This is a genomic window from Bradyrhizobium sp. CSA112 (assembly GCF_029051645.1).
Taxonomy (GTDB): Bacteria; Pseudomonadota; Alphaproteobacteria; order Rhizobiales; family Xanthobacteraceae; genus Bradyrhizobium.
In genome coordinates this window covers 19,627-38,125 of record NZ_JAACFS010000016.1, presented here as the reverse complement: position 1 = coordinate 38,125, position 18,499 = coordinate 19,627, and the positions used below count along the sequence as shown (strand labels likewise).

Below are 18,499 nucleotides of genomic sequence, written 5' to 3'. Positions count from 1 at the left end.
GCTTTAACAACCTGATCGCAGCCCGTCGAGCGCCCATGGCCGACCTCTCCGCGTTCTCCACGGCTGGTCGAACGCCATCGGCCCAGATGAATGACGCGTCACTCTGGAGCAACACGTCGCAAGAACGCAAATCGGAAATGATACAAATGTAGCCGGGACGAGTGCTGAAGCTAGATAGCCCGCAATTTCAATCCAGCTCGTATTCCCGCGGAGCGCGGTCTGACCGAACGGCCGCAACCGATCCATACTTGGAGTTTGGAGGATCACGGGTGTAATGCCCGTTGGGTTCAATGCCGATATCTGTGAGGTACTTCACAGACATCACGGGCCTAGATTTGGTAATACCCCGCGCGGCCCATCTCAGCGTCGGACCAAAACACGGTCATGCGGAAGGAGGGTCCCTGCGCAAAGCGGACATTCGTAAAATGTCAGCTCTCTTAAATGCCGATATCGTTGCAAGGTCTAAATCGAACGAGGTCCGAAGGCGCTCGCCATGCGGTCGATAGACTCGGTCGTCTGAGAGCTTTGCAGCGGGTGAGCGACCTCACATAATAACTGTGCTTATTGGGCGGAGTGGTATTATAGTACGGGGTGCTGGGGCAAGCGGTGGTTCGCTTCATTCACCCCTCATTGCGAGGAGGTTTTTATGGCCGATCGCGCTAGCAACAAGGACGGACTTGGCAAAGCCGTTACCTTCAACGTGATCACACCGATGAATCGCTTCGGTACCTGCGTTGTCCGCCTGGCGCTTTGGATATTCGATCGCTGGAAATCAACTCAGAATACGGCCAAGGCGCTGGCGTTTTTGCCCTTCGTTCATTGGGTCGTCGTCAAGCGTGATTGCTTTCCCCGGGTCGACGACGGTCAGCCGACGGAAAAACTGAACTACGATTATCTGTTCTTTCTGAGCACGTTCAACGGCCCGTGGGGTCCTTATATCGAGGCCTTCGCCGACGTCCTCTATGTGCCGCTCGACATCGTATGGTTCTGGAGCATTCGCTATCCTATGGCCAGGCCCGTCGGGCCACTGAAGACGTACATCAAGCGCAATCAGGTCGAGTCCGATCACTCGTATAGCGCTTATCCTGGTGCCTCAGTACGCGACGTTCGTGCGAGCCTCGAAGTGCGCCGCGAACTCGAACAGTTTGCGAAAACTTCCCTCGACCTGGCGCCCGATAAATTTGCGACGGAATTCAACCGCCTGCTCATGAGTGTGCAGAACAAGTTGGGTACGTTCGGTCCTATACCTGAGTAGTAGGCCGATCGAGCGGAGTTCGCGCGTATGGCAAATCAAAACGGCGAAAAATACGGCTTCACCGGCCTGTTTCCAATCAAGGTTGGGCAAACAGCCGAGCTGCGCACATTTCTGCGTACGCTGGACCACAGCATAAAATATCCGCGCGGTTCGCCCCTGAGCGAGGTGTCGATCGTCCACATGGCCCGCTTTGTCGTGATCGACAGACTTGCCTATCAGGGCACGCCGGCGAAAGTCGATACACTCAAGTCAGCCTATCTGCTGTTCGCCTGTGACTTCGACGGTTTCAGCATCGATGCTCTGATCCGTGCAATGGTCAAGTATATTCCGTTTGAGTTAGAGATCATTTGGCAGCACTGCCGTGGCTTTCCCGGCATCGAGAGCTGCGATGATCTCGCTGCGTATTTCGAGCAATGCCAGATTACGACCAATTTGCTGTTGGCCGACCAGCCCGACGCGAGCTTGAACGATATTCTGAAGGGATTGTTGTACCGGCGCCGGCTGGCGCAGTTCATCAGGCACGTTCAGGACACGCAGCCAAGTCCGGCAGAACTCCAAGCCGATTTCGAAAGGATGTGGCAAAGCCTGCAAGAGGTCAGGCCGCGCGCAGGAGAGTTGTAACAACGTAGCGATTGATAGTGAGGCCCGCGATGTTTGATTTCTCCAATATTCAAGGCAATATTCTCCGTGGCTACGCCTCCTTTCCGCATGCACGTTTCCTTTACTTGACCATTCGTGATGCGAGCGATGCCAGGTCGTTCATACAGAGCCTGCTGGACGCGGGCTCCGTCACTCCCGGCCAGTGGCAGGAAAAGCCGGACGCGACGCTCAATTTCGCCCTGACCTTCGACGGATTGCGTGCCTTCGGCCTTCCGGAAGAAAGTCTCGCGACTTTCCCGCCTGAGTTTCGCGAGGGCATGAAGGTTCGTGCAGAAGTTCTCGGGGATGTCGGCAAGAGTTCGCCGGAATATTGGGATGAACCCTGGAAGACGAGCCGTGTGCATATTTTGGTGATGATCTATGGCAAGATGACGGATGCGCTTGAGGAGCGCTGCCGTACACTTAGACAATTGTTGCCGGCCGGCGTAACGGAGCTAGGTCCCGATCAACCCGCCGAATCCTTCAGCATGGATGGCGAGACGGCGCGCCGTGAGCATTTTGGCTTTGCCGACGGGCTGAGCAATCCCGATGTCGAGGGCGTGCCGCGCGAGACGGGCGCCAGGAAGGATATCGGCAATCCCGATCACAGCGGGCGATTTAGAAAAATTCCGCTGGGGGAGTTCATCCTCGGCTACCCCGGCGAAGGCGGCGATCTCGCGCCTATGCCGTTGCCGAACCTGCTTGCGCACAACGGAACATATATGGTGTTCCGCAAGCTCGAACAGAATGTGCCGGAGTTTCGAGACTACATCAAAGCGCAAGCAAAGTCGTTTGCCCGGACGATCCCCGGTGGTCTGCCGGATCGCGTTAGCGCGGAAGACTTTCTGGCAGCCAAGATGATGGGACGCTGGCAAGATGGATCTTCGTTGATCGAGCATCCGCAGAAGCCGGCCAGGTCTCTCGCCAATGCATTCGCCTATGCCGACGATCCCGCGGGCGCGCGATGTCCATTGGGAGCCCATGTGCGACGCACCAATCCGCGCGACGCGCTCGGGTTCGGCGGCAAGACGATGAGCCGGCACCGTCTGATCCGGCGCGGCATTACTTATGGCAAGTTTCTTCCGCCCGGCGAGCGGGATAATGAAAGCCGCGGCATCATCTTCATCGCCTTCAATTCCGGCTTCGATCAGTTCGAGTTCGTGCAGCGGTTCTGGGTCAACTTTGGCGACGATTTCGAGCAGGGCAACGACACCGATCCGATTGTCGGCGTTGGCGGACGCGGCCAAATGGTGATCCCGGGCGATGAGGCCACGGGGCGGCGGCCATTTATCTGTTTCGACATTCCGCGCTTTGTCGAAACCAAAGGCGGCGATTATTTCTTCGTCCCGAGTCTTGCTGCGCTCAGGTTGCTGGCGTCCGGCAGGGTTCATGCGTCATGACCCGGTCCGGCACCCGGCGGCGGTTCGACGCTCGCGCGAGCGGGAAGCGGGTTATGGCGCGCCTCCTCGGAGATCAGCCGGTCAGCCTCGGCTTTCACGCGCTGCGCCGTCTGGCGGAGTTCGGACAGATGCTGCTCGCGATCGTGCGCCCGGCGCAAACGGGCGACGTGCGGAGATCATCCGCGACGCCGGCGCGATACCGGGAGATTGTGAACGCGCTGGAGCTGCCGCCGGACCGGCCAATGCCGTTGCACGAACTTGAGCGCGCCGTGCCTGGCGAGGCAACCATGATCCGGCAAGTGGCGCGCATCGCCGCGGAAGCGGTGATTACCAACTACTGCGAGATGAAGGTCTCGGATTGCTCCACTCCTGCGATGCGCGATCAGCATGCCAAAACGCATGGATGCGTGAAGGCGGAATTCATTGTTCGCAAGGATCTTCCGATTGAGTTCACGACGGATCTGTTCCGTCCAGGCGCCCGCTATCCGGCCACGCTCCGCTTTTCCAACGGCCGCGGCACGGCGGGCAGCGACCGGAAAATCGACGCGCGTGGCTTATCCATCAAGCTTCACGAGGTCGGGACCGACACCATTCTTCGTGTGCTGGCGCCCGACAAGGCGCCCGCCGGCGAACATGATTTCGCGCTCAGCAGTTTTCCGATCTTCTTCTGTAAGAACGTGATCGATTATACGCTGTTGATGAACGCGGTCAGTGCACCACATGCAACCTGGCGCGAAAAACTCGGCCAGGGGCTGAGATGGCTCGAGTTCGTTATTCGGTGTCCACGCCAGTTTTACCTGTTCTTGCGAATTGCGGTGGAAGGCCTGTTTACTATCCGCAATCCGCTGACAGCCACCTATCACAGCATGTCGCCGTACCTATTCGGCGAGCACAAGGTCGTGCGCTATTTGGTCGGTCCTTCCAATGGCCGAAAGCAGGGCACCGGATGGGGGGCGTTTCCGCTTTGGACCCGATCGGAAAACTTTCTCCGGGATGCGCTGGTGAGGGATCTAGACCCGCATACGCATCAATCCGGCGATCATGCCATCGTGCTCGACTTCTCCATACGGGTACGGCATGCGGCCACACCGGATGACGTCGAGGATGCCTCGCGGTGGTGGACCCGTCGTCAAGACGAAGTCGTGCGGCTGGGCAGCATTGCCATTTCAAGACAGAGCCTGCTGGCGCAGAATGCGCTGTACGACTGCGAGCACATGGTGTTCAATCCCTGGAATTGTCTGCCCGAGCACAGGCCGCTCGGCAGCGTCAACCGGATGCGGCTTGCGGTCTATCTTGCCTCGCGGCAGGTGCGGCGGAAACTGAACATGGTGGCGTAATGAGTAGCCAGCCGAGGCCCGATCGGTCGGGCGGACTTCAGCCGATGCCGCCGCATGTCGAAAACGAAGCGCTACACGCTGAGCGTCGGCAGCTTACCGTTGTATTTATCGATATCGTCGGCTCGACGCCTCTGAGCGAGCGGATCGATCCCGAAGAGTTCTTCGCGGTTATCAGAACCTACCGCGATATCTGCGACGAGCAGATTCGCCGCTACGGCGGTCACATCGCCAGAATGATTGGTGACGGATTGCTGGCATATTTTGGCGTGCCGCAAGCCCATGAAAATGATCCTGAGCGCGCGGTCCGCGCCTCGCTGGCGGTCGCCGCGGCGATCAAGGAGCAGAAGTTTCTGTTGTCGGATGGCAGCTTCGTTCGCCTCGGCGTGCGCATCGGGGTTAATACCGGGCTGGTCGTCGTCGGCAGCGTGCCCGGCGAGCCCCCCGATCGGCGGGAAGTGTTCGGCAGCTCGGCTCATGTCGCTGCGCGCCTGCAAGGGCTGGCCGGTGAGAATGATGTCGTGGTCGGTTCGAGCACTTACGAGCTGACCCGCGGAACGTTCGGCTACGCGCCGCTTGGCAGACGACCGCTCAAGGGTGTGGAGGAACCGGTCGAAGCCTGGCGTGCAGAGGCTCTTGCTTCGAGCGAAAGCAGGTTCGACAGGGCGCGGAGGTCGCCTCTTGCCCCGATGATCAACCGAACCAGCGACATCGCATTGCTTGCCGAGATGTGGCGACAGACCGTAGCAGGCTCCGGACAGGTCGGCGTCATTTCCGGCGAACCCGGCATCGGCAAGTCACGCCTGATTCGCCAGTTCCGCAGTTCCCTTGATGCGTCTCCGCGTGATGTTCTGTCGCAGCAATGCTCGCCGTTTCACGTCAACACGCCGCTTGCCCCGGAAATCGAGAGGCTCACGCGCGCGACCGGCATCCACGAGACCGACGACGCGGAACTCGCATTGGCAAAATTGCGTTCGCTTTTGGCAAGAGCCGTCACCGACGTCGAGCACGCCCTTCGTTACTACGGAGCGGTACTGTCGATACCCGCATGCGCGGGATACGAACCTGCGGATCTCGGTTCTCCCTCGGAGCGCGAGCGCGCTTTTCAGGTGTTCATCGATGTTCTCATCGCCGCCTCGCGCAAGCAGCCCATCCTCGGAATCGTCGAGGACGTCCAGTGGATGGATCCGACCAGCATCGAACTGCTGGTACGCGTGATAGCTCACTGTTCTGGTGAGCGGGTTATGATTCTGATCACGCATCGCGATGACTATCGGGCCGACTGGTTGTCGGGCTCGGCGGTTCGACGGATTACTCTGCAAAAGCTGGCAGTGTACGAATGCGAGCAGATGGTCGCAGCCGTCGCAGGCAGCGATTTCGTACCGCGCCGGATTACCAGCCAGATCGTGGAAAGAACCGACGGTGTGCCACTCTTTGTCGAGGAGTTTACGCGGGCTGTCGTCGATTCCGGAGCGGTCCCGCGCGCCGCCGACGGCGCTGTGCCGAGCGGGAAGTTGCCGGAACCTCTGGTGCCCGCAAGTATTCACGATTCACTGATGGAGCGCCTCGATCGTCTCGGTCCTGCCAAGCGCGTCGCCCAGATCGCCTCCGTCTTCGGAAGGCAATTCAATTATGAAGGCATCTTCCACGTGCTTCCAGGTAAAGGTCAAACGCTGAAACACGCGTTGTGGGCACTGGAGAGCGCAGGGATTGTGTATCGCATCGAGGGACCTCAAGGCGCCATCTTCACGTTCAAGCACGCGATGATACAGGAAGCCGCCTACTCCTCGTTGCTCAAGGAGGAACGGCGCGAGCTCCATGCGCGCGTCGCATCGTGGCTGCTTCAGGAGGCGGCCATCGGAGAGAGCAGCCAGCCCGCCGTGCTCGGCTATCACTACGCGCGCGCAGGTAACATTCCGGAGGCTATCGAAGCATGGCTTCAGGCGGGAAAATCCGCGCTTCGCCGCTCAGCCACCAAGGAGGCCGTAGCCCATCTTCGCGAAGGCCTCTCGCTGATACCCAAGATGCCCGCCTCACCGCGGCGCTTCGAAGCTGAAATCGCACTGCAATCCAACTTGGCGATGGCGTATACCGCCAATGCAGGGTGGTCCGATCCGAACGTCTATGGCCCCTACAGTCGCGCGCTCAAGCTTTGCGCGAACCACGGCACCATTCGCGAGAAGGCGACGGTGCTGTGGGGAAGTACGATCGCCAAGCTCGTCAACTGCGAGCTCACCAAGGGCCTCGAACACGCCGAAGATTTCGTCCGCCGGGCAGAGGAGTGGCGCGACGACGAGGCTGCTCTCATGGCGTACGCCGCTGCCGTAATCGCCAATTTCTTTCTCGGCCGCCTGGAGCAGGCGAGCGAGCTCGCGGCTCTGATCAGCGCCCGCTACAATCTTCGTGAGCACGGCAAGCTGGTCCAGATTTATCAGCATGACCCACTGATCGTATCGCTCGTCTATTCCGGACACATCGAATGGTTGTTGGGTCGGCCAGGCCGGGCCGGGGAATGCTGTGAGACGGCACGGCAGCTCGCGAATGAGATCGGCCATCCGTTCATGCTGGCATTTGCCTCCATTCTGGGCGTTTCCGATCACTGGTACGAGGGCGATCTTGCGGCCAACCTTGCCAGCGTCGAGCGTGGCATGAAGGTCGCTGATGAGTATGGCTATCCCATGTACCGGGTCATCGGTCCGTTGTGGGCGACCGCCGCGTTGGCGGAGCGTGGCCCTGCGCCGAAAGTGCTCGAGCTACTATGCGGCTTGCTTGGCAAGCTACCGGCCCGGTGCATTCAGCTTCCGCTCTATCGAATCCTGCTCGCCACGGAGTTCGGACGGGTCGGGCAGATAGAAAGGGCTCGAAGCTTCGCTGCTTCGGCCGAATCCCTGATGAAGCAAACCGGCGAATGCTGGGCTGCTCCCGAGATCTATCGGATCCACGGCTCGCTGTTGTGTCGTGAACCATTGCGAGACGACCGGGCGGCCATGCGCCTGTTCAAACGCTCGCTTGCCTCTGCCAGGAAGCTCGGGGCGGTCGGTTGGGAATTGCGTACGGCGATCAGCATCGCACGCTTGATCGGCGCTGGCGAGGGCGCGTCCGGACGCGCCGAGGCACGAGACCTGCTGATATCGACCAGGGCAAAATTTGCATCCGCGGAAACTTCCCGCGATCTGCGCGAGGCTGATGACCTGGCAAGAGCGCTGGCCTAGTAGCAAGGCATTGCCGCTGGGATTCCCGTCATTCGGCCGGTGACGGCTTGGCGCTATCGCCAATCGCCGGCTTATTCCTGCCGAACAGCCAGCTCTGCAGCCTGTCGAGGTAGATGTAGACCACCGGCGTCGTATACAGCGTGAGAAGCTGCGACACGGCTAGGCCCCCGACGATGGCGTAGCCCAGCGGCTGGCGTATCTCGGAGCCCGCACCGGTGCCGAGCATCATCGGAACGCCGGCGAGCATGGCCGCCATCGTGGTCATCAGGATCGGCCGGAATCGCATGACGCAGGCGCGATAGATCGCTTCTTCCGCCGTCAGTCCCTCCTGTTGGCCGACATGCAGGGCGAAATCGACCAGCATGATGCCGTTCTTCTTGACGATGCCGATCAGGAGGATGATGCCGACGATCGCGATCACGCTGAGATCGAGGTGAGCCGCCATCAGCAGCAACAATGCTCCCAGCCCCGCCGACGGCAGCGTCGAGATGATGGTGATGGGGTGGATCAGGCTCTCATACAATATGCCGAGGATGAGGTAGATCACGAACAGCGCCGCCACGATCAGGATCGGCGTGGTCGACAGCGAATCTCCGAAGGCCTGCGCGTTGCCCTGGAAACTCGTCTGCAGCGACAGCGGCTTGCCGAGTTGCTGTTCGATATGCTGGATGGCCTTTGTCGCATCGCCGATCGCCGTGCCCGGCAGCAGGTTGAAGGAGATCGTCACCGACGGGAACTGGCCCTGGTGGTTGACCACCAGCGGGGCGACCTTGACCACGCTGTCGACCAGCGTCGATAGCGGCACTTCCTGCCCGGCTGAGGATTTGACATAGATGCCGCTCAACGCCTCCGGCGAGTACTGGAACTTCGGATTGACCTCCATGATGACATGGTACTGGTTCAAGGTCGTGTACATGGTCGAGACGATGCGCTGGCCGAAGGCGTCATCGAGCGTGTTGTCGATGGTGAAGGGCAGGATACCGTAGCTCGAAGCCACCTCGCGCTTGATGGCGATGTCGAGCAGGGGACCGGAATTCTGCTGGTCGGTCGCGACGTCGGTGATGCCGGGGATTTTCTTGATCCTGTCGAGGAACAGGGCCGCCCAGTGGTTCAGCTCGCCGGGATCGGCGTCGCCCAGCGTGTACTGATACTGGGTTTTCGAGACCCGGCCGCCGATGGTGATATCCTGCGCGGCCTGCATATAAAGAGTGATGCCCTGGATCTTGGCCAGATTGGTCCGCAACCGCGCGAGTATCGTTTCCATGCTGTCGCGTTGCTTGTAGGGCTTGAGCGCAATGTAGATTCGGCCGTTGTTGACCGTAGTATTGCCGCCGCCGGCGCCGATCGCCGAGCCGATGGATGCGACGGCCGGATCCTTCATGATGGCATTGAGCAGGGCCTGCTGGCGCTCGGCCATCGCCGAATAGGAAATATCCTGTGCGGCTTCGGACAGGCCGATGATCAGCCCGGTGTCCTGCTGCGGAAAGAAACCTTTGGGAATGACCACGTAGAGATAGCCGGTCAGTGCGATGGTCACAAACATCGTCAACAGCGTGATGAAGCGGTGACGAAGCACGATTTTCAGGCCCGCCTCGTAGGCTCCGAGCAAGGCATTGAAGCCGCCTTCGGAGAGGCGGAACAGCCGCCCGTGCGTCCTGCTTTCCGGCTTGAGCAGCCGCGCGCACATCATGGGCGTCAGGGTCAGCGAGATCAGGAGCGATAGCACCAGTGCAACGCTGACGGTGACGGCGAATTCGCGAAACAGCAGCCCGACATATCCGCCCATCAGGAACAGCGGAATGAACACCGCGATCAGCGACAGCGTGATCGACATGATGGTGAAGCCGATTTCGCCGGCGCCCTTCAGCGCCGCTTCGTAAGGCGTGGCGCCACCCTCCATGTGCCGCACGATGTTCTCGATCACGACGACGGCGTCGTCGACAACGAAGCCCACGGCGATCGATAGCGCCATCAGCGAGAGGTTGTCGAGGCTGTAGCCCAGTTCGTAAAGGACAGCGAAGGTGCCGATCAGCGACAGTGGAACGGTGACCGCCGGGATAACGGTCGCCCAGAAATTTCTCAGGAAGATGAAGATCACCATCACGACAAGCGCAACCGTCAGTATCAGCGTGAACTGCACGTCGTGGATGGACGCGCGAACCGTATCAGTGCGGTCGGAGATGACATTGACCTTGATGGCGGGCGGGATCGAGGCCTGCAGCACCGGCATTTCTGCCTTGATCCGCTCCACGGTGTCGATGACGTTTGCGCCAGGTTGGCGCTGGATCGCCATGATGACCGCGCGCTGATTGTTGTACCAGCCGGCGATCAGGTCGTTTTCCGGCGCGCTGACGGCGCGGCCGACGTCGCGGATGCGGACCGGCGCGCCGTTTCGGTAGGCAATCACGAGATTGGCGTAATCATCCGCGTTCAGCAGTTGGTCGTTGGTGTTCAGCGTAAAGGTCTGGCGCGGGCTGTTGAGCGTGCCTTTCGGCAGGTCGACGTTGGCCTGGCCGAGCGCCGTGCGGACGTCCTCGAGATTGATGCCGCGCGCGGCAAGCGCCTGCGGATCGAGCTGCACGCGCACGGCGGGCTTTTGCTGGCCTCCGAGGCCGACGAGGCCGACGCCGGGTATTTGCGATATCTTCTGCAACAGGATATTTTCCGCATAGGCGTCCACCGTGGTCAGCGGCAGGCTGTCCGAGGTCAGACCGAGCACGAGGATCGGCGTATCGGCCGGATTGACCTTGCGGATCGTCGGCGGATAGGGAATGCCGGGCGGCAAGAACGGGCTCGCAGCGTTGATCGCCGACAGCGTGTCGCTGACCGTTCCGTCGATCTGGCGGTTCAGATCGAACTGCAGCGTGATCTGGGTGAAGCCGAGTGCGCTCGCCGACGTCATCTGGGTGAGACCCGGAATCTGCCCGAACTGGAGCTCGAGCGGCGTCGCCACCGACGCCGCCATGGTCTGTGGATCGGCGCCCGGCAACTGTGCCGTGACCTGAAGCGTCGGATAGTTGACGTTCGGCAGCGCTGCGATCGGCAGCAGCGGGTAGGCGACCAGGCCGCCGACCAGAAGGCCGACCATCAGGAGCGCAGTTGCGATCGGCCGCTGGATGAAAGGTGCGGATATATTCATGGGATAGTCGCCTGTTGGGCTTGTTGTGCCGCCGCTTCCTCGGCCGCTTCGCCGTGCAGGATCGTGACATGCGTGCCTGGCTGCAGCCGGTACTGTCCGTCAACCACAACCTGCTCGCCGGCCTTCAGGCCGGAATCGATCAGCGCATCGCCGTCGGTGATCTGTGCGGCCTTGATCGGGCGCATCGCCACGGTGCTGTCGGGCTTGATGACATAGGCGTAGGCGCCGCTTGGACCCTGTTGCACGACCGACGCAGGGACGGTCAGGCCATCATGCCGCGTCGTGATAAGCAGCCGCGCGTTCACCAGTTCACCCGGCCATAGCGCGCGAGACTTGTTGGGAAAGGTTGCCTTGAGCTGGATCGAGCCGGTTGTCTGCAGGATCTCGTTGTTGACCAGCGCGAGTTGGCCCCGTCCTAGCAGGATCGTATCGTCCTGGTTATAGGCCAGAACGGGAAGCGGCGTCCTGGTCGCCTGCTGCTGCCTGAGGATCTGCGGCAGCACCCCTTCCGGCAGCGTGAAGATCAGCGAGATGGGATCGAGCTGTGTCACGACGACGAGGCCGTTGGCTGTCGTCGGGCTGATGATGTTGCCGACGTCGATCTGGCGAATCCCGACCACGCCGTCGATCGGCGAGGTCAGCCGGGTGTAGCTGAGTTGCACCTTGGCCGCTTCGATCATCGCCTGGTCGGACTTGATCGCGGCCTCCAGCTGGCCGACCTGCGCCTTCTGGGTTTCGATCAACTGCGGTGTGGCCCAGCCCTTGTCGCCGAGCTGGGTGTAACGCGTGAGATTGGCACGGGCATTGGTGAGCTGAGCCTGATCGCGCTCCAGGTTTCCCTCGAACTGGTCGATCTGGGCCTGATAGGGACGCGGATCGATTTGCGCGAGCAGGTCGCCGGCATGGACGGTTTGTCCTTCGGTAAAGTTGATGCTGATGAGCTGGCCCTGGATCTGGGCCCGCACGACATCGGTGTTGTAGGCAATCACGGTGCCGACGCCGTTCTGATAGATCGGCACGTCATGCTGGGTGACCACGCCGGCAACGACCGGGACCGGAGGCGGCGGCGCCGCCGCGACGGCGGCCTTGAATAAATGGGCGTGCGTCAGGAAGAGAAGACCGCCTGCAGCGGCGACGCCGAACACGACGGCAGGTATTGCGACTTTCATTTTCATGGCTGCTTCTCGCGAGTGAGTTGCCGCTCAACGGAGCATCGTGGCGGCGTTTGACAGGCCCGGTATCGTGTTCGGCGCCCCTGTGATGTTCGGTATCCCTGTGATGGGATCGGTGGTCGCGGCGACGGCCGTCGTGTTCGGAGCCGACAGGGTGACGGCGGGCACCGTCGGGATCGTCGGCGCGATGGTGCTGATGGTGGGTCCGACGGTGATGGTGGGCACCATCGCGGCGGAGCTAATCCCGAGATTGCCGATCTCGGTCGAGCCCATCGGAATGCCGGTTCGCGGCACGCCGCCTGGCGTCATGGGAGACGTCGGTGTCGATGATGCGGCAAGATTGCCTGAGCCGGCACCGCACATGCTTTGGGTACCCGATGTGTCGATCAGGGCCGATGTCGGCGGAATGCCCGATGACGACATTGCTGATGTCGACGTTCCCGGCATCATGGACATGGTGCTCTGCGGTGTGACGCTCCCGACATCCACGCCGCCGCCGTCAAAGGTAGTCGCCGATCCGAACATCGTTGATGGTGCCGTGCCGATGGTCGAACACACGGTGTTGCCCATGGTCGATGAGATCGGCGCCGGACTTACGCCGGGGGATGCGATTTCCGTTGCGCCGAGCGGGATGCCGGTGCCACCGACCGGCGCGCTTGGCACCATGCCGAGCGGCGACGTGGCCGAGAGCGAAGGCGTCGGCATCACCGCAGCCTGCTGCGCAAAGGCCTGGCCGCCCAGCAACGCCGAGGCTGCCGTGATCATCAGGAAGCGTTTCATGGTGGTTCTCCGGTGCCGGTCGGGCAGTGCGACGAACAAGCACGGAGGCGATCGGTCCGGAGGGCATTGAGAAAGTGCCCTCCAGTCCGACAGCCTGCGTGCAGGATTTGCGCGAGGGTCTCAGCCGCAGCTCAGCGGCAAGGGCCGGCTGGGATGCAGGTAGTACCAGTCGTAGCAATCGGGATAACCGTAGTAGTAGCCGTATCCCGGCCCGTACCCGCCGAAGCGATGCAGGGCATGATGGTGCAGTCCGAAGCCATGCGCGCCAATGTGGCCACCGCCGAAGTGGCCGACACCAACGCCGCCGCCAAGGCCCCCGATGTGTTCGCCGGCACCGAAGCCGCCGATGTGGCCACCGCCGCCAAAGCCTCCGATGTGGCCTCCGCCGCCAAAACCACCCATATGGCCGCCGCCACCGCCAAAACCTCCGCCGTGACCGCCACCACCACCGCCACCGCGCGCGTCGGCCGCGCCCGCCAGCAGGCTCGAAGCGAGAAGAGCTGTCGCCAATACCGTGATCATCCGTTTCATCATGACACTCCTTTTCAGTCAGATTACTCGGCGCCGTGACGCGCGAACTTCGACGGACCGCGCGAACGAAACGTCGGATGACTGACAGGTAGGTGCGATGCACAAGGCATCCATTAAATTCGGCGTTAGTCTTCGCCGCCTTGCATTCACGAAGGAAACACTTTGGTACGCGGCAAAAGAAAATGGGCCGGCGGGATATCCCGCCAGCCCGTCATGCTTCGTTGTTCATCGCAACGCGGATCAGTAACCCGTGTTAGGCTCGCAAGGCGGCGTGGTCCACGGTGCGGTGGCGAAGGCGCCGACGCGCGGAGCGCGGATGCAGCTATCGCCTACGGTGCGATGCGTCGTCGACATCACGCGGCCGTCGGTGTCGGTGACGACATGCCGCGAGGTGGCAGCCAGTACCGGAGTGGCGAAAGTGGCTGCAGTGAGTAACACAGCCGACAGAAGTTTCACGTTGCGCATTGCTGTTCTCCATAGGTCAGGGAAGGAAGCCAGGCTGGCTTCTCCCTCCGACGTGCGGCTGGCCCGCCATCGTCCAAAGGAAACATCGCGTCACGTGCTTTCAACTCGGCGTGAAGCTGATGCGGGCTCCATCTATTGTCTCGCCTGGTCCGAAACTGCCGGTGGGGGCAGCCAATGCAGGCCGGGGTTCATTAAATTGCTATTTATTGGCGCTGCCGGTCGACGGGGACTTATTGTTTCGTGCGGCTTCGCCGTGCTCGCACCGAAGCGGCAGAATGGCCGCCGGGCGGATGGCGCATGCCGATTCGGAAAAGGATGGCGACGCTGGCCGGCTCTCTTGAGCTATGAGACATGCGGCCGTTACCATGGCTTTGTCGGCCGGCCGGCGTATCATTGCGACCGGGCCGTGCGGTGAGGGGGTATCTTGATGGCAGTCGGATCGATCTGATGACGAAGGTTCTTCTCATAGAAGATGACGGCGAGACGGCGGGGGAAATCACCGCCGAGCTGGCCGATCGCGGCTTCGAGGTGGAATGGTCGGCCAACGGACTGGATGGTCTCGCCAAGGCGCGCGACTTGCGGCCGGATGCAATGATCGTCGACCGCCTGTTGCCGGGAATGGACGGGCTTACCGTCATCGAGTCCCTGCGCAAGGATCAGGTGCGCACGCCGGTCCTCGTGCTGAGTGCGCTTGGCGCGGTCGATGACCGCGTGCGCGGATTGCGGATGGGTGGCGACGACTACCTCACCAAGCCGTTCGCGATCGTCGAACTCATTGCGCGCATAGAGGCGTTGCTGCGCCGCCCGACGGAAACGCGGGAAACCATCGTGCGGGTAGGGCAGCTCGAACTCGACCTCATCGGGCGCACGGCCAAACGCGGCGAGCGCAAGATCGACCTGCTGCCGCGCGAGTTTCGCCTGCTCGAATACATGATGCGGCGGAGCGACCAGCTCCTTACGCGCGCGATGCTGCTCGAGGAGGTCTGGAACTACAAGTTTGTTCCGGCAACCAACCTGGTTGACGTGCATATGGGCCGTGTGCGGCACAAGGTCGACGGTCCGGGCGACGCCCCGATGATTCACAATGTCCGCGGCGCGGGGTTCATTCTACGCGCCGTATCCTGACTGATTTTGGATGACCGCGCCGGGCGCCCATGCCGTCGGACCGGTGAGGCAGTCGGACGGCAGGATCGGAAGCTTCAGTTGCAATTCATACACTCGAAGACGTTTCACTGGGCCGCGGCGCTGGCGGGCCTGTTTGCGGTCTTCGTCACCGTATTATTCGGGTTCATCTATTTCAGCATCGACGACTACTTGATCGCGCGGTCCGACCGCATGATCACGCGGCAGGTCGATTTCTTTGCCGGATTGCCGCGCGACCGCCTGATCGGCGCGCTCGATGATCATCTCGGGCAGGATTCCCGCGGCGTCCAATTTTCCGGAGTGTTCGACGCGAGGGGGAAGCGGCTTGTCGGCAACGTCGCAGCCCTGCCGGACGGGATCGAGATCGGCGCGCCGGCGCAGAGCGTGCCGCTCGCGCGCGTCGACGACAAGGAGGCCGGCGCGACGTCGGTCAGGACCGTCGCGCGGAGCCTTGAGAACGGCGACATATTGGTGATCGGGCGGAACGTCGACGAGACCGGGGAGATCTTCAGGGTTGTCGGAACGGCGTTCGCGCTTGGCTTGTTGCCGGCATTCTGCCTCTGGCTACTGGCCGGCGCGTGGCTGAGCGTTCGTGCGCAGCGACGCGTCGAGGACGTCAACCTGCGGGTCCAGCGCATCATCGCAGGCGACCTGCATGAGCGGTTGCCGCACCGAAAGGTAGACGAACCGTTTTCGAGGCTGGCCGCCATCGTCAACGGCATGCTCGATGAACTCGAGAGCACCATCAATGCACTGGCCGGCGTCGGCAACGACATCGCCCACGATCTGCGAACGCCGCTGACGCGTGCACGCCTGAACCTCGAGCGCGGCCGTACCAATGCGACCACGCTTGAACAGCTCCAGCAGGCCACCGACAAGGCCATAGCCGGCATTGATCAGTCACTATCGATTGTCACGGCGCTGTTGCGCCTCGCCGAAATCGAAAACAGTCGCCGGTCGTCTGCATTCGGCAATGTGGCGCTCGACGAAATGCTGCGCGAAGTCTGCGACATGTACGAGCCGATCGCCGAAGACAAGCAGATCGCGCTGAGTGTGGACACGTCAGACAAGCTTTACGTGCACGGCGATCGGGATCTGCTGTTGGAGGCGGTCGCCAATCTCGTCGACAATGCTATCAAGTTCACGCCCGAAAGCGGCGCGGTCAAGCTGGAGTTGCTGCGCGGCGAGGGAGAAACCATCCTGCGCGTGACGGACACGGGGCCGGGGATCAGCGGTCGGGAACAGGAGGCCGTGCTGCGCCGGTTCTATCGATCGGACAAGATTCGCAACACGCCGGGCGTCGGCCTCGGACTGAACCTGGTTTCGGCAATCGTGAAGCTGCACGGATTTCGTTTGATCATCCACGCCGGCCCGGGGGGCCGGGTGGAGATCGTCTGCCCCGATGAGCAAGTCGTCGGGACATAGGGGGCGCAGGCCGAAGGTCATCCATGCCAACGGCCGTCATGCGTGGTGCTGGACGCGTGGTGGACCCGGTGGTGCCAGACGTCTGGACCGGCCAAGCCGCTTTCTCTCTCGTTATAGGATTGCATCACCGAGGGCGGCAGCCCTTCCATCCGGTAGGCCGGCGTGGGCGCACCGCCATTCAGGACGTCAAGGTTCGGGTAGAAGAATGCGAAAGCCCCCGGCTCCTGGATGGCTTCTTGCGCGAAGGCAGGTGCTGCTGCCATCATCGACAGCAGTCCTGCGACCGCGATTGTCTTGATCGAGGTCATTGTCGTTCTCCATACGTGACGCGGGAAATTCGCCGGACGCGCAAGCGCGGTCACACGCCGCGACTGGCGTATGTTTTTTTCGAACGCGAACTGCTCGCTTGAAGCTGCACCCGGACAGCGGGTGCGTGATGGAGATGTAGGGCGGCAGCGATTTCGCCCCATTAAATTGCCCTTCACAAAGCTCAACTAATCTTGAGCCTCTCGTTCAGAACAAGATCTGGCGATCTTGAAATCGAGATGCAAAGCCGCACGGACGCTAACAGCGAATTTATATTCCTCAATTCCAATTTAATGGCTGCGTCACGGCGTCTTCTCCTAGGGTCCATCTGCCGGACCCGACGGATTGGAGCCACCCATGAACGCCCATAGCACAACATTGATGTCAGACAGCCGGGAGGCGCTGACCAACGGCAGATCGCAGGATTTCGTCGACGAGTACGCCTCTCTCATCAAGCGATACGTTCTGCTCGAGCAGCCGCGGGAGCAGCAGCTTGCACGACGCTGGCAGGAGCATCGAGATCGCCGGGCGACCGATGCGCTCGTCACCAGCCATCTTCGGCTGGCGGCAAAGGTCGCGCGGCGCTACCAGAGATACGACCTTCCGCTTGCCGACCTGATCGGCGAGGCCAATCTTGGCCTCGTCATCGCGGCCTCGCATTTTGAGCCCGGCCACGGCGCCCGGTTCTCCACCTATGCGCTGTGGTGGATCAAGGCCGCCATCCACGATTACATTCTGCGGTCGCGGTCGCTGGTCAAGATCGGGACGACGGCCGCGCAACGAAAGCTGTTCTTTGGCTTCCGGCGCGCCATGAGCAAGTTCGGAGGCGACAGGGTAGGGCTCACGCAGGAGGTCGCCGAGGCCGTCGCGCGGGAGCTCGTGGTTCCCGTTCGCGAAGTGATCGAGATGAGCAGCCGTCTGACGGGAGACGTTTCGCTGAATGCGCCCGTCAGCGATGACGGGCCGACTGAATGGGAGGCGATGCTGGTCGACCATTCGCCGAACGCCGAGGCGATCATCGTCGAACAGGATGAGAGCGCGCAAAAGGCGAAAGCGCTCCATTCAGCCCTTGATGTGCTGACGGCGCGGGAGCGGCGTGTGTTCGAGGCGCGGCGGTTCAGCGAGGATCCGCCGAGCCTGGAGGAGCTCGGGCGTGAGTTGTCCATTTCCGGTGAGCGCGTGCGGCAGATCGAGACCCTGGCCTTCGAAAAGGTCAAGCGTGCGGCAAGGCGCCTGAGACCTGCCGTCCTCTCGGCCTGAGAGGCGTCCGGTTGGCCGGTCCTGGCGCAAAGCGGACTTTCGTCCCTACTGCTGAATGCAACTATCGTTGGAACGCCGGATGGCTCAGCGTCTCGATGAAGCGCCTCGCCAGCCGAGTTTCTTCGACAGCGCCCCTCAGAGCGTCAGGACTTCAGGACGAAGTTCCCTATGCTTCTGACGTGTCATTCGACTCCGCGGCCCGACAACGAATAGTGAGCCGACGGCGCGTCCCGAATAGGCGAGCACCGGTGCTGCGATGCATTTGTGCTGCGATGCAAACCAGTGCGGCGTGCAGCTTCCCCGAGGCTGACGAGCGAACCGGTCGCCGCGATCGTCTCGAGCGCCTGCAATCCACGCTCGAGTGATTGGTGAGTACCCCTTCCCCGGCGGCGGTTCTTCAGCCGCGGACGACACTCTGGTCCGTATCTTTCTCGCAGC

Annotated in this window: 14 protein-coding genes; 9 read left to right on the top strand and 5 right to left on the bottom strand. The window is 61.6% G+C overall.

Annotated elements, in window-relative coordinates; genetic code table 11:
• Nucleotides 1–646: 646 nt before the first annotated feature.
• From GWE18_RS24105 to GWE18_RS24085, 5 genes are all read left to right on the top strand, one after another.
• A complete protein-coding gene (locus GWE18_RS24105) occupies nt 647–1,255 on the top strand; it encodes a hypothetical protein (protein ID WP_275188189.1) in 609 nt (202 codons plus the stop codon).
• A 27-nt stretch (nt 1,256–1,282) separates the two neighbouring features.
• Nucleotides 1,283–1,876, top strand: a complete 594-nt coding sequence (locus GWE18_RS24100) for a hypothetical protein (protein ID WP_275188188.1) — start codon at nt 1,283–1,285, stop codon at nt 1,874–1,876.
• Nucleotides 1,877–1,905: 29 nt separating this feature from the next.
• On the top strand, nt 1,906–3,294 hold the full coding sequence (locus tag GWE18_RS24095) for a hypothetical protein (protein WP_275188187.1): 1,389 nt from the start codon (nt 1,906–1,908) through the stop codon (nt 3,292–3,294).
• Between the two features lie 299 nt (nt 3,295–3,593).
• Complete coding sequence (locus GWE18_RS24090; RefSeq protein WP_275188186.1) at nt 3,594–4,631, top strand: catalase; 1,038 nt, start codon at nt 3,594–3,596, stop codon at nt 4,629–4,631.
• Nucleotides 4,631–7,840, top strand: coding sequence for an adenylate/guanylate cyclase domain-containing protein (locus tag GWE18_RS24085; protein ID WP_275188185.1), 3,210 nt, complete (start codon nt 4,631–4,633; stop codon nt 7,838–7,840). The genes GWE18_RS24090 and GWE18_RS24085 overlap by 1 nt, the downstream gene beginning before the upstream one ends.
• Before the next feature lie 28 nt (nt 7,841–7,868).
• Here the strand turns inward: GWE18_RS24085 and GWE18_RS24080 are convergent, their stop codons facing one another.
• Together GWE18_RS24080 and GWE18_RS24075 are read right to left on the bottom strand one after the other, a co-directional pair.
• Nucleotides 7,869–10,979: an efflux RND transporter permease subunit gene (locus GWE18_RS24080; protein WP_275188184.1), complete on the bottom strand. Its 3,111-nt coding sequence runs from the start codon at nt 10,977–10,979 to the stop codon at nt 7,869–7,871.
• Entirely contained in the window at nt 10,976–12,154 is a 1,179-nt protein-coding gene (locus tag GWE18_RS24075; RefSeq protein WP_275188183.1) for an efflux RND transporter periplasmic adaptor subunit, read from the bottom strand. The genes GWE18_RS24080 and GWE18_RS24075 overlap by 4 nt, the downstream gene beginning before the upstream one ends.
• A gap of 40 nt (nt 12,155–12,194) precedes the next feature.
• Between GWE18_RS24075 and GWE18_RS24070 the strand changes: the two genes are divergently transcribed.
• Nucleotides 12,195–13,001, top strand: a complete 807-nt coding sequence (locus GWE18_RS24070) for a hypothetical protein (protein WP_275188182.1) — start codon at nt 12,195–12,197, stop codon at nt 12,999–13,001.
• Between the two features lie 50 nt (nt 13,002–13,051).
• On the opposite strand, the gene GWE18_RS24065 is transcribed toward GWE18_RS24070, so the two are convergent.
• Both GWE18_RS24065 and GWE18_RS24060 read right to left on the bottom strand, forming a co-directional pair.
• A complete protein-coding gene (locus tag GWE18_RS24065) occupies nt 13,052–13,462 on the bottom strand; it encodes a hypothetical protein (RefSeq protein WP_275188181.1) in 411 nt (136 codons plus the stop codon).
• Between the two features lie 240 nt (nt 13,463–13,702).
• Nucleotides 13,703–13,927 (bottom strand): hypothetical protein, encoded by a 225-nt coding sequence (locus tag GWE18_RS24060; RefSeq protein ID WP_275188180.1) that lies wholly within the window; start codon nt 13,925–13,927, stop codon nt 13,703–13,705.
• A 447-nt stretch (nt 13,928–14,374) separates the two neighbouring features.
• Here GWE18_RS24060 and GWE18_RS24055 point away from each other — a divergent pair, with 447 nt between their 5' ends.
• Nucleotides 14,375–15,052: a response regulator transcription factor gene (locus tag GWE18_RS24055; protein ID WP_275188179.1), complete on the top strand. Its 678-nt coding sequence runs from the start codon at nt 14,375–14,377 to the stop codon at nt 15,050–15,052.
• 78 nt (nt 15,053–15,130) lie between these two features.
• Nucleotides 15,131–16,495 (top strand): ATP-binding protein, encoded by a 1,365-nt coding sequence (locus tag GWE18_RS24050; RefSeq protein WP_275188178.1) that lies wholly within the window; start codon nt 15,131–15,133, stop codon nt 16,493–16,495.
• A 17-nt stretch (nt 16,496–16,512) separates the two neighbouring features.
• Here the strand turns inward: GWE18_RS24050 and GWE18_RS24045 are convergent, their stop codons facing one another.
• Nucleotides 16,513–16,803, bottom strand: a complete 291-nt coding sequence (locus GWE18_RS24045; RefSeq protein ID WP_275188177.1) for a hypothetical protein — start codon at nt 16,801–16,803, stop codon at nt 16,513–16,515.
• A 355-nt stretch (nt 16,804–17,158) separates the two neighbouring features.
• Here GWE18_RS24045 and GWE18_RS24040 point away from each other — a divergent pair, with 355 nt between their 5' ends.
• On the top strand, nt 17,159–18,061 hold the full coding sequence (locus tag GWE18_RS24040; RefSeq protein WP_342804284.1) for an RNA polymerase factor sigma-32: 903 nt from the start codon (nt 17,159–17,161) through the stop codon (nt 18,059–18,061).
• Nucleotides 18,062–18,499 lie beyond the last annotated feature (438 nt).

Bases quoted from the DNA above. Each gene is read 5' to 3' on its own strand.
- GWE18_RS24095 (WP_275188187.1), top strand. From the start codon at position 1,906: ATGTTTGATTTCTCCAATATTCAAGGCAATATTCTCCGTGGCTACGCC.
- GWE18_RS24075 (WP_275188183.1), bottom strand. From the start codon at position 12,154: ATGAAAATGAAAGTCGCAATACCTGCCGTCGTGTTCGGCGTCGCCGCT.
- GWE18_RS24100 (WP_275188188.1), top strand. From the start codon at position 1,283: ATGGCAAATCAAAACGGCGAAAAATACGGCTTCACCGGCCTGTTTCCA.
- GWE18_RS24065 (WP_275188181.1), bottom strand. From the start codon at position 13,462: ATGAAACGGATGATCACGGTATTGGCGACAGCTCTTCTCGCTTCGAGC.
- GWE18_RS24085 (WP_275188185.1), top strand. From the start codon at position 4,631: ATGAGTAGCCAGCCGAGGCCCGATCGGTCGGGCGGACTTCAGCCGATG.
- GWE18_RS24040 (WP_342804284.1), top strand. From the start codon at position 17,159: ATGAACGCCCATAGCACAACATTGATGTCAGACAGCCGGGAGGCGCTG.
- GWE18_RS24055 (WP_275188179.1), top strand. From the start codon at position 14,375: ATGACGAAGGTTCTTCTCATAGAAGATGACGGCGAGACGGCGGGGGAA.
- GWE18_RS24045 (WP_275188177.1), bottom strand. From the start codon at position 16,803: ATGACCTCGATCAAGACAATCGCGGTCGCAGGACTGCTGTCGATGATG.
- GWE18_RS24105 (WP_275188189.1), top strand. From the start codon at position 647: ATGGCCGATCGCGCTAGCAACAAGGACGGACTTGGCAAAGCCGTTACC.
- GWE18_RS24080 (WP_275188184.1), bottom strand. From the start codon at position 10,979: ATGAATATATCCGCACCTTTCATCCAGCGGCCGATCGCAACTGCGCTC.
- GWE18_RS24060 (WP_275188180.1), bottom strand. From the start codon at position 13,927: ATGCGCAACGTGAAACTTCTGTCGGCTGTGTTACTCACTGCAGCCACT.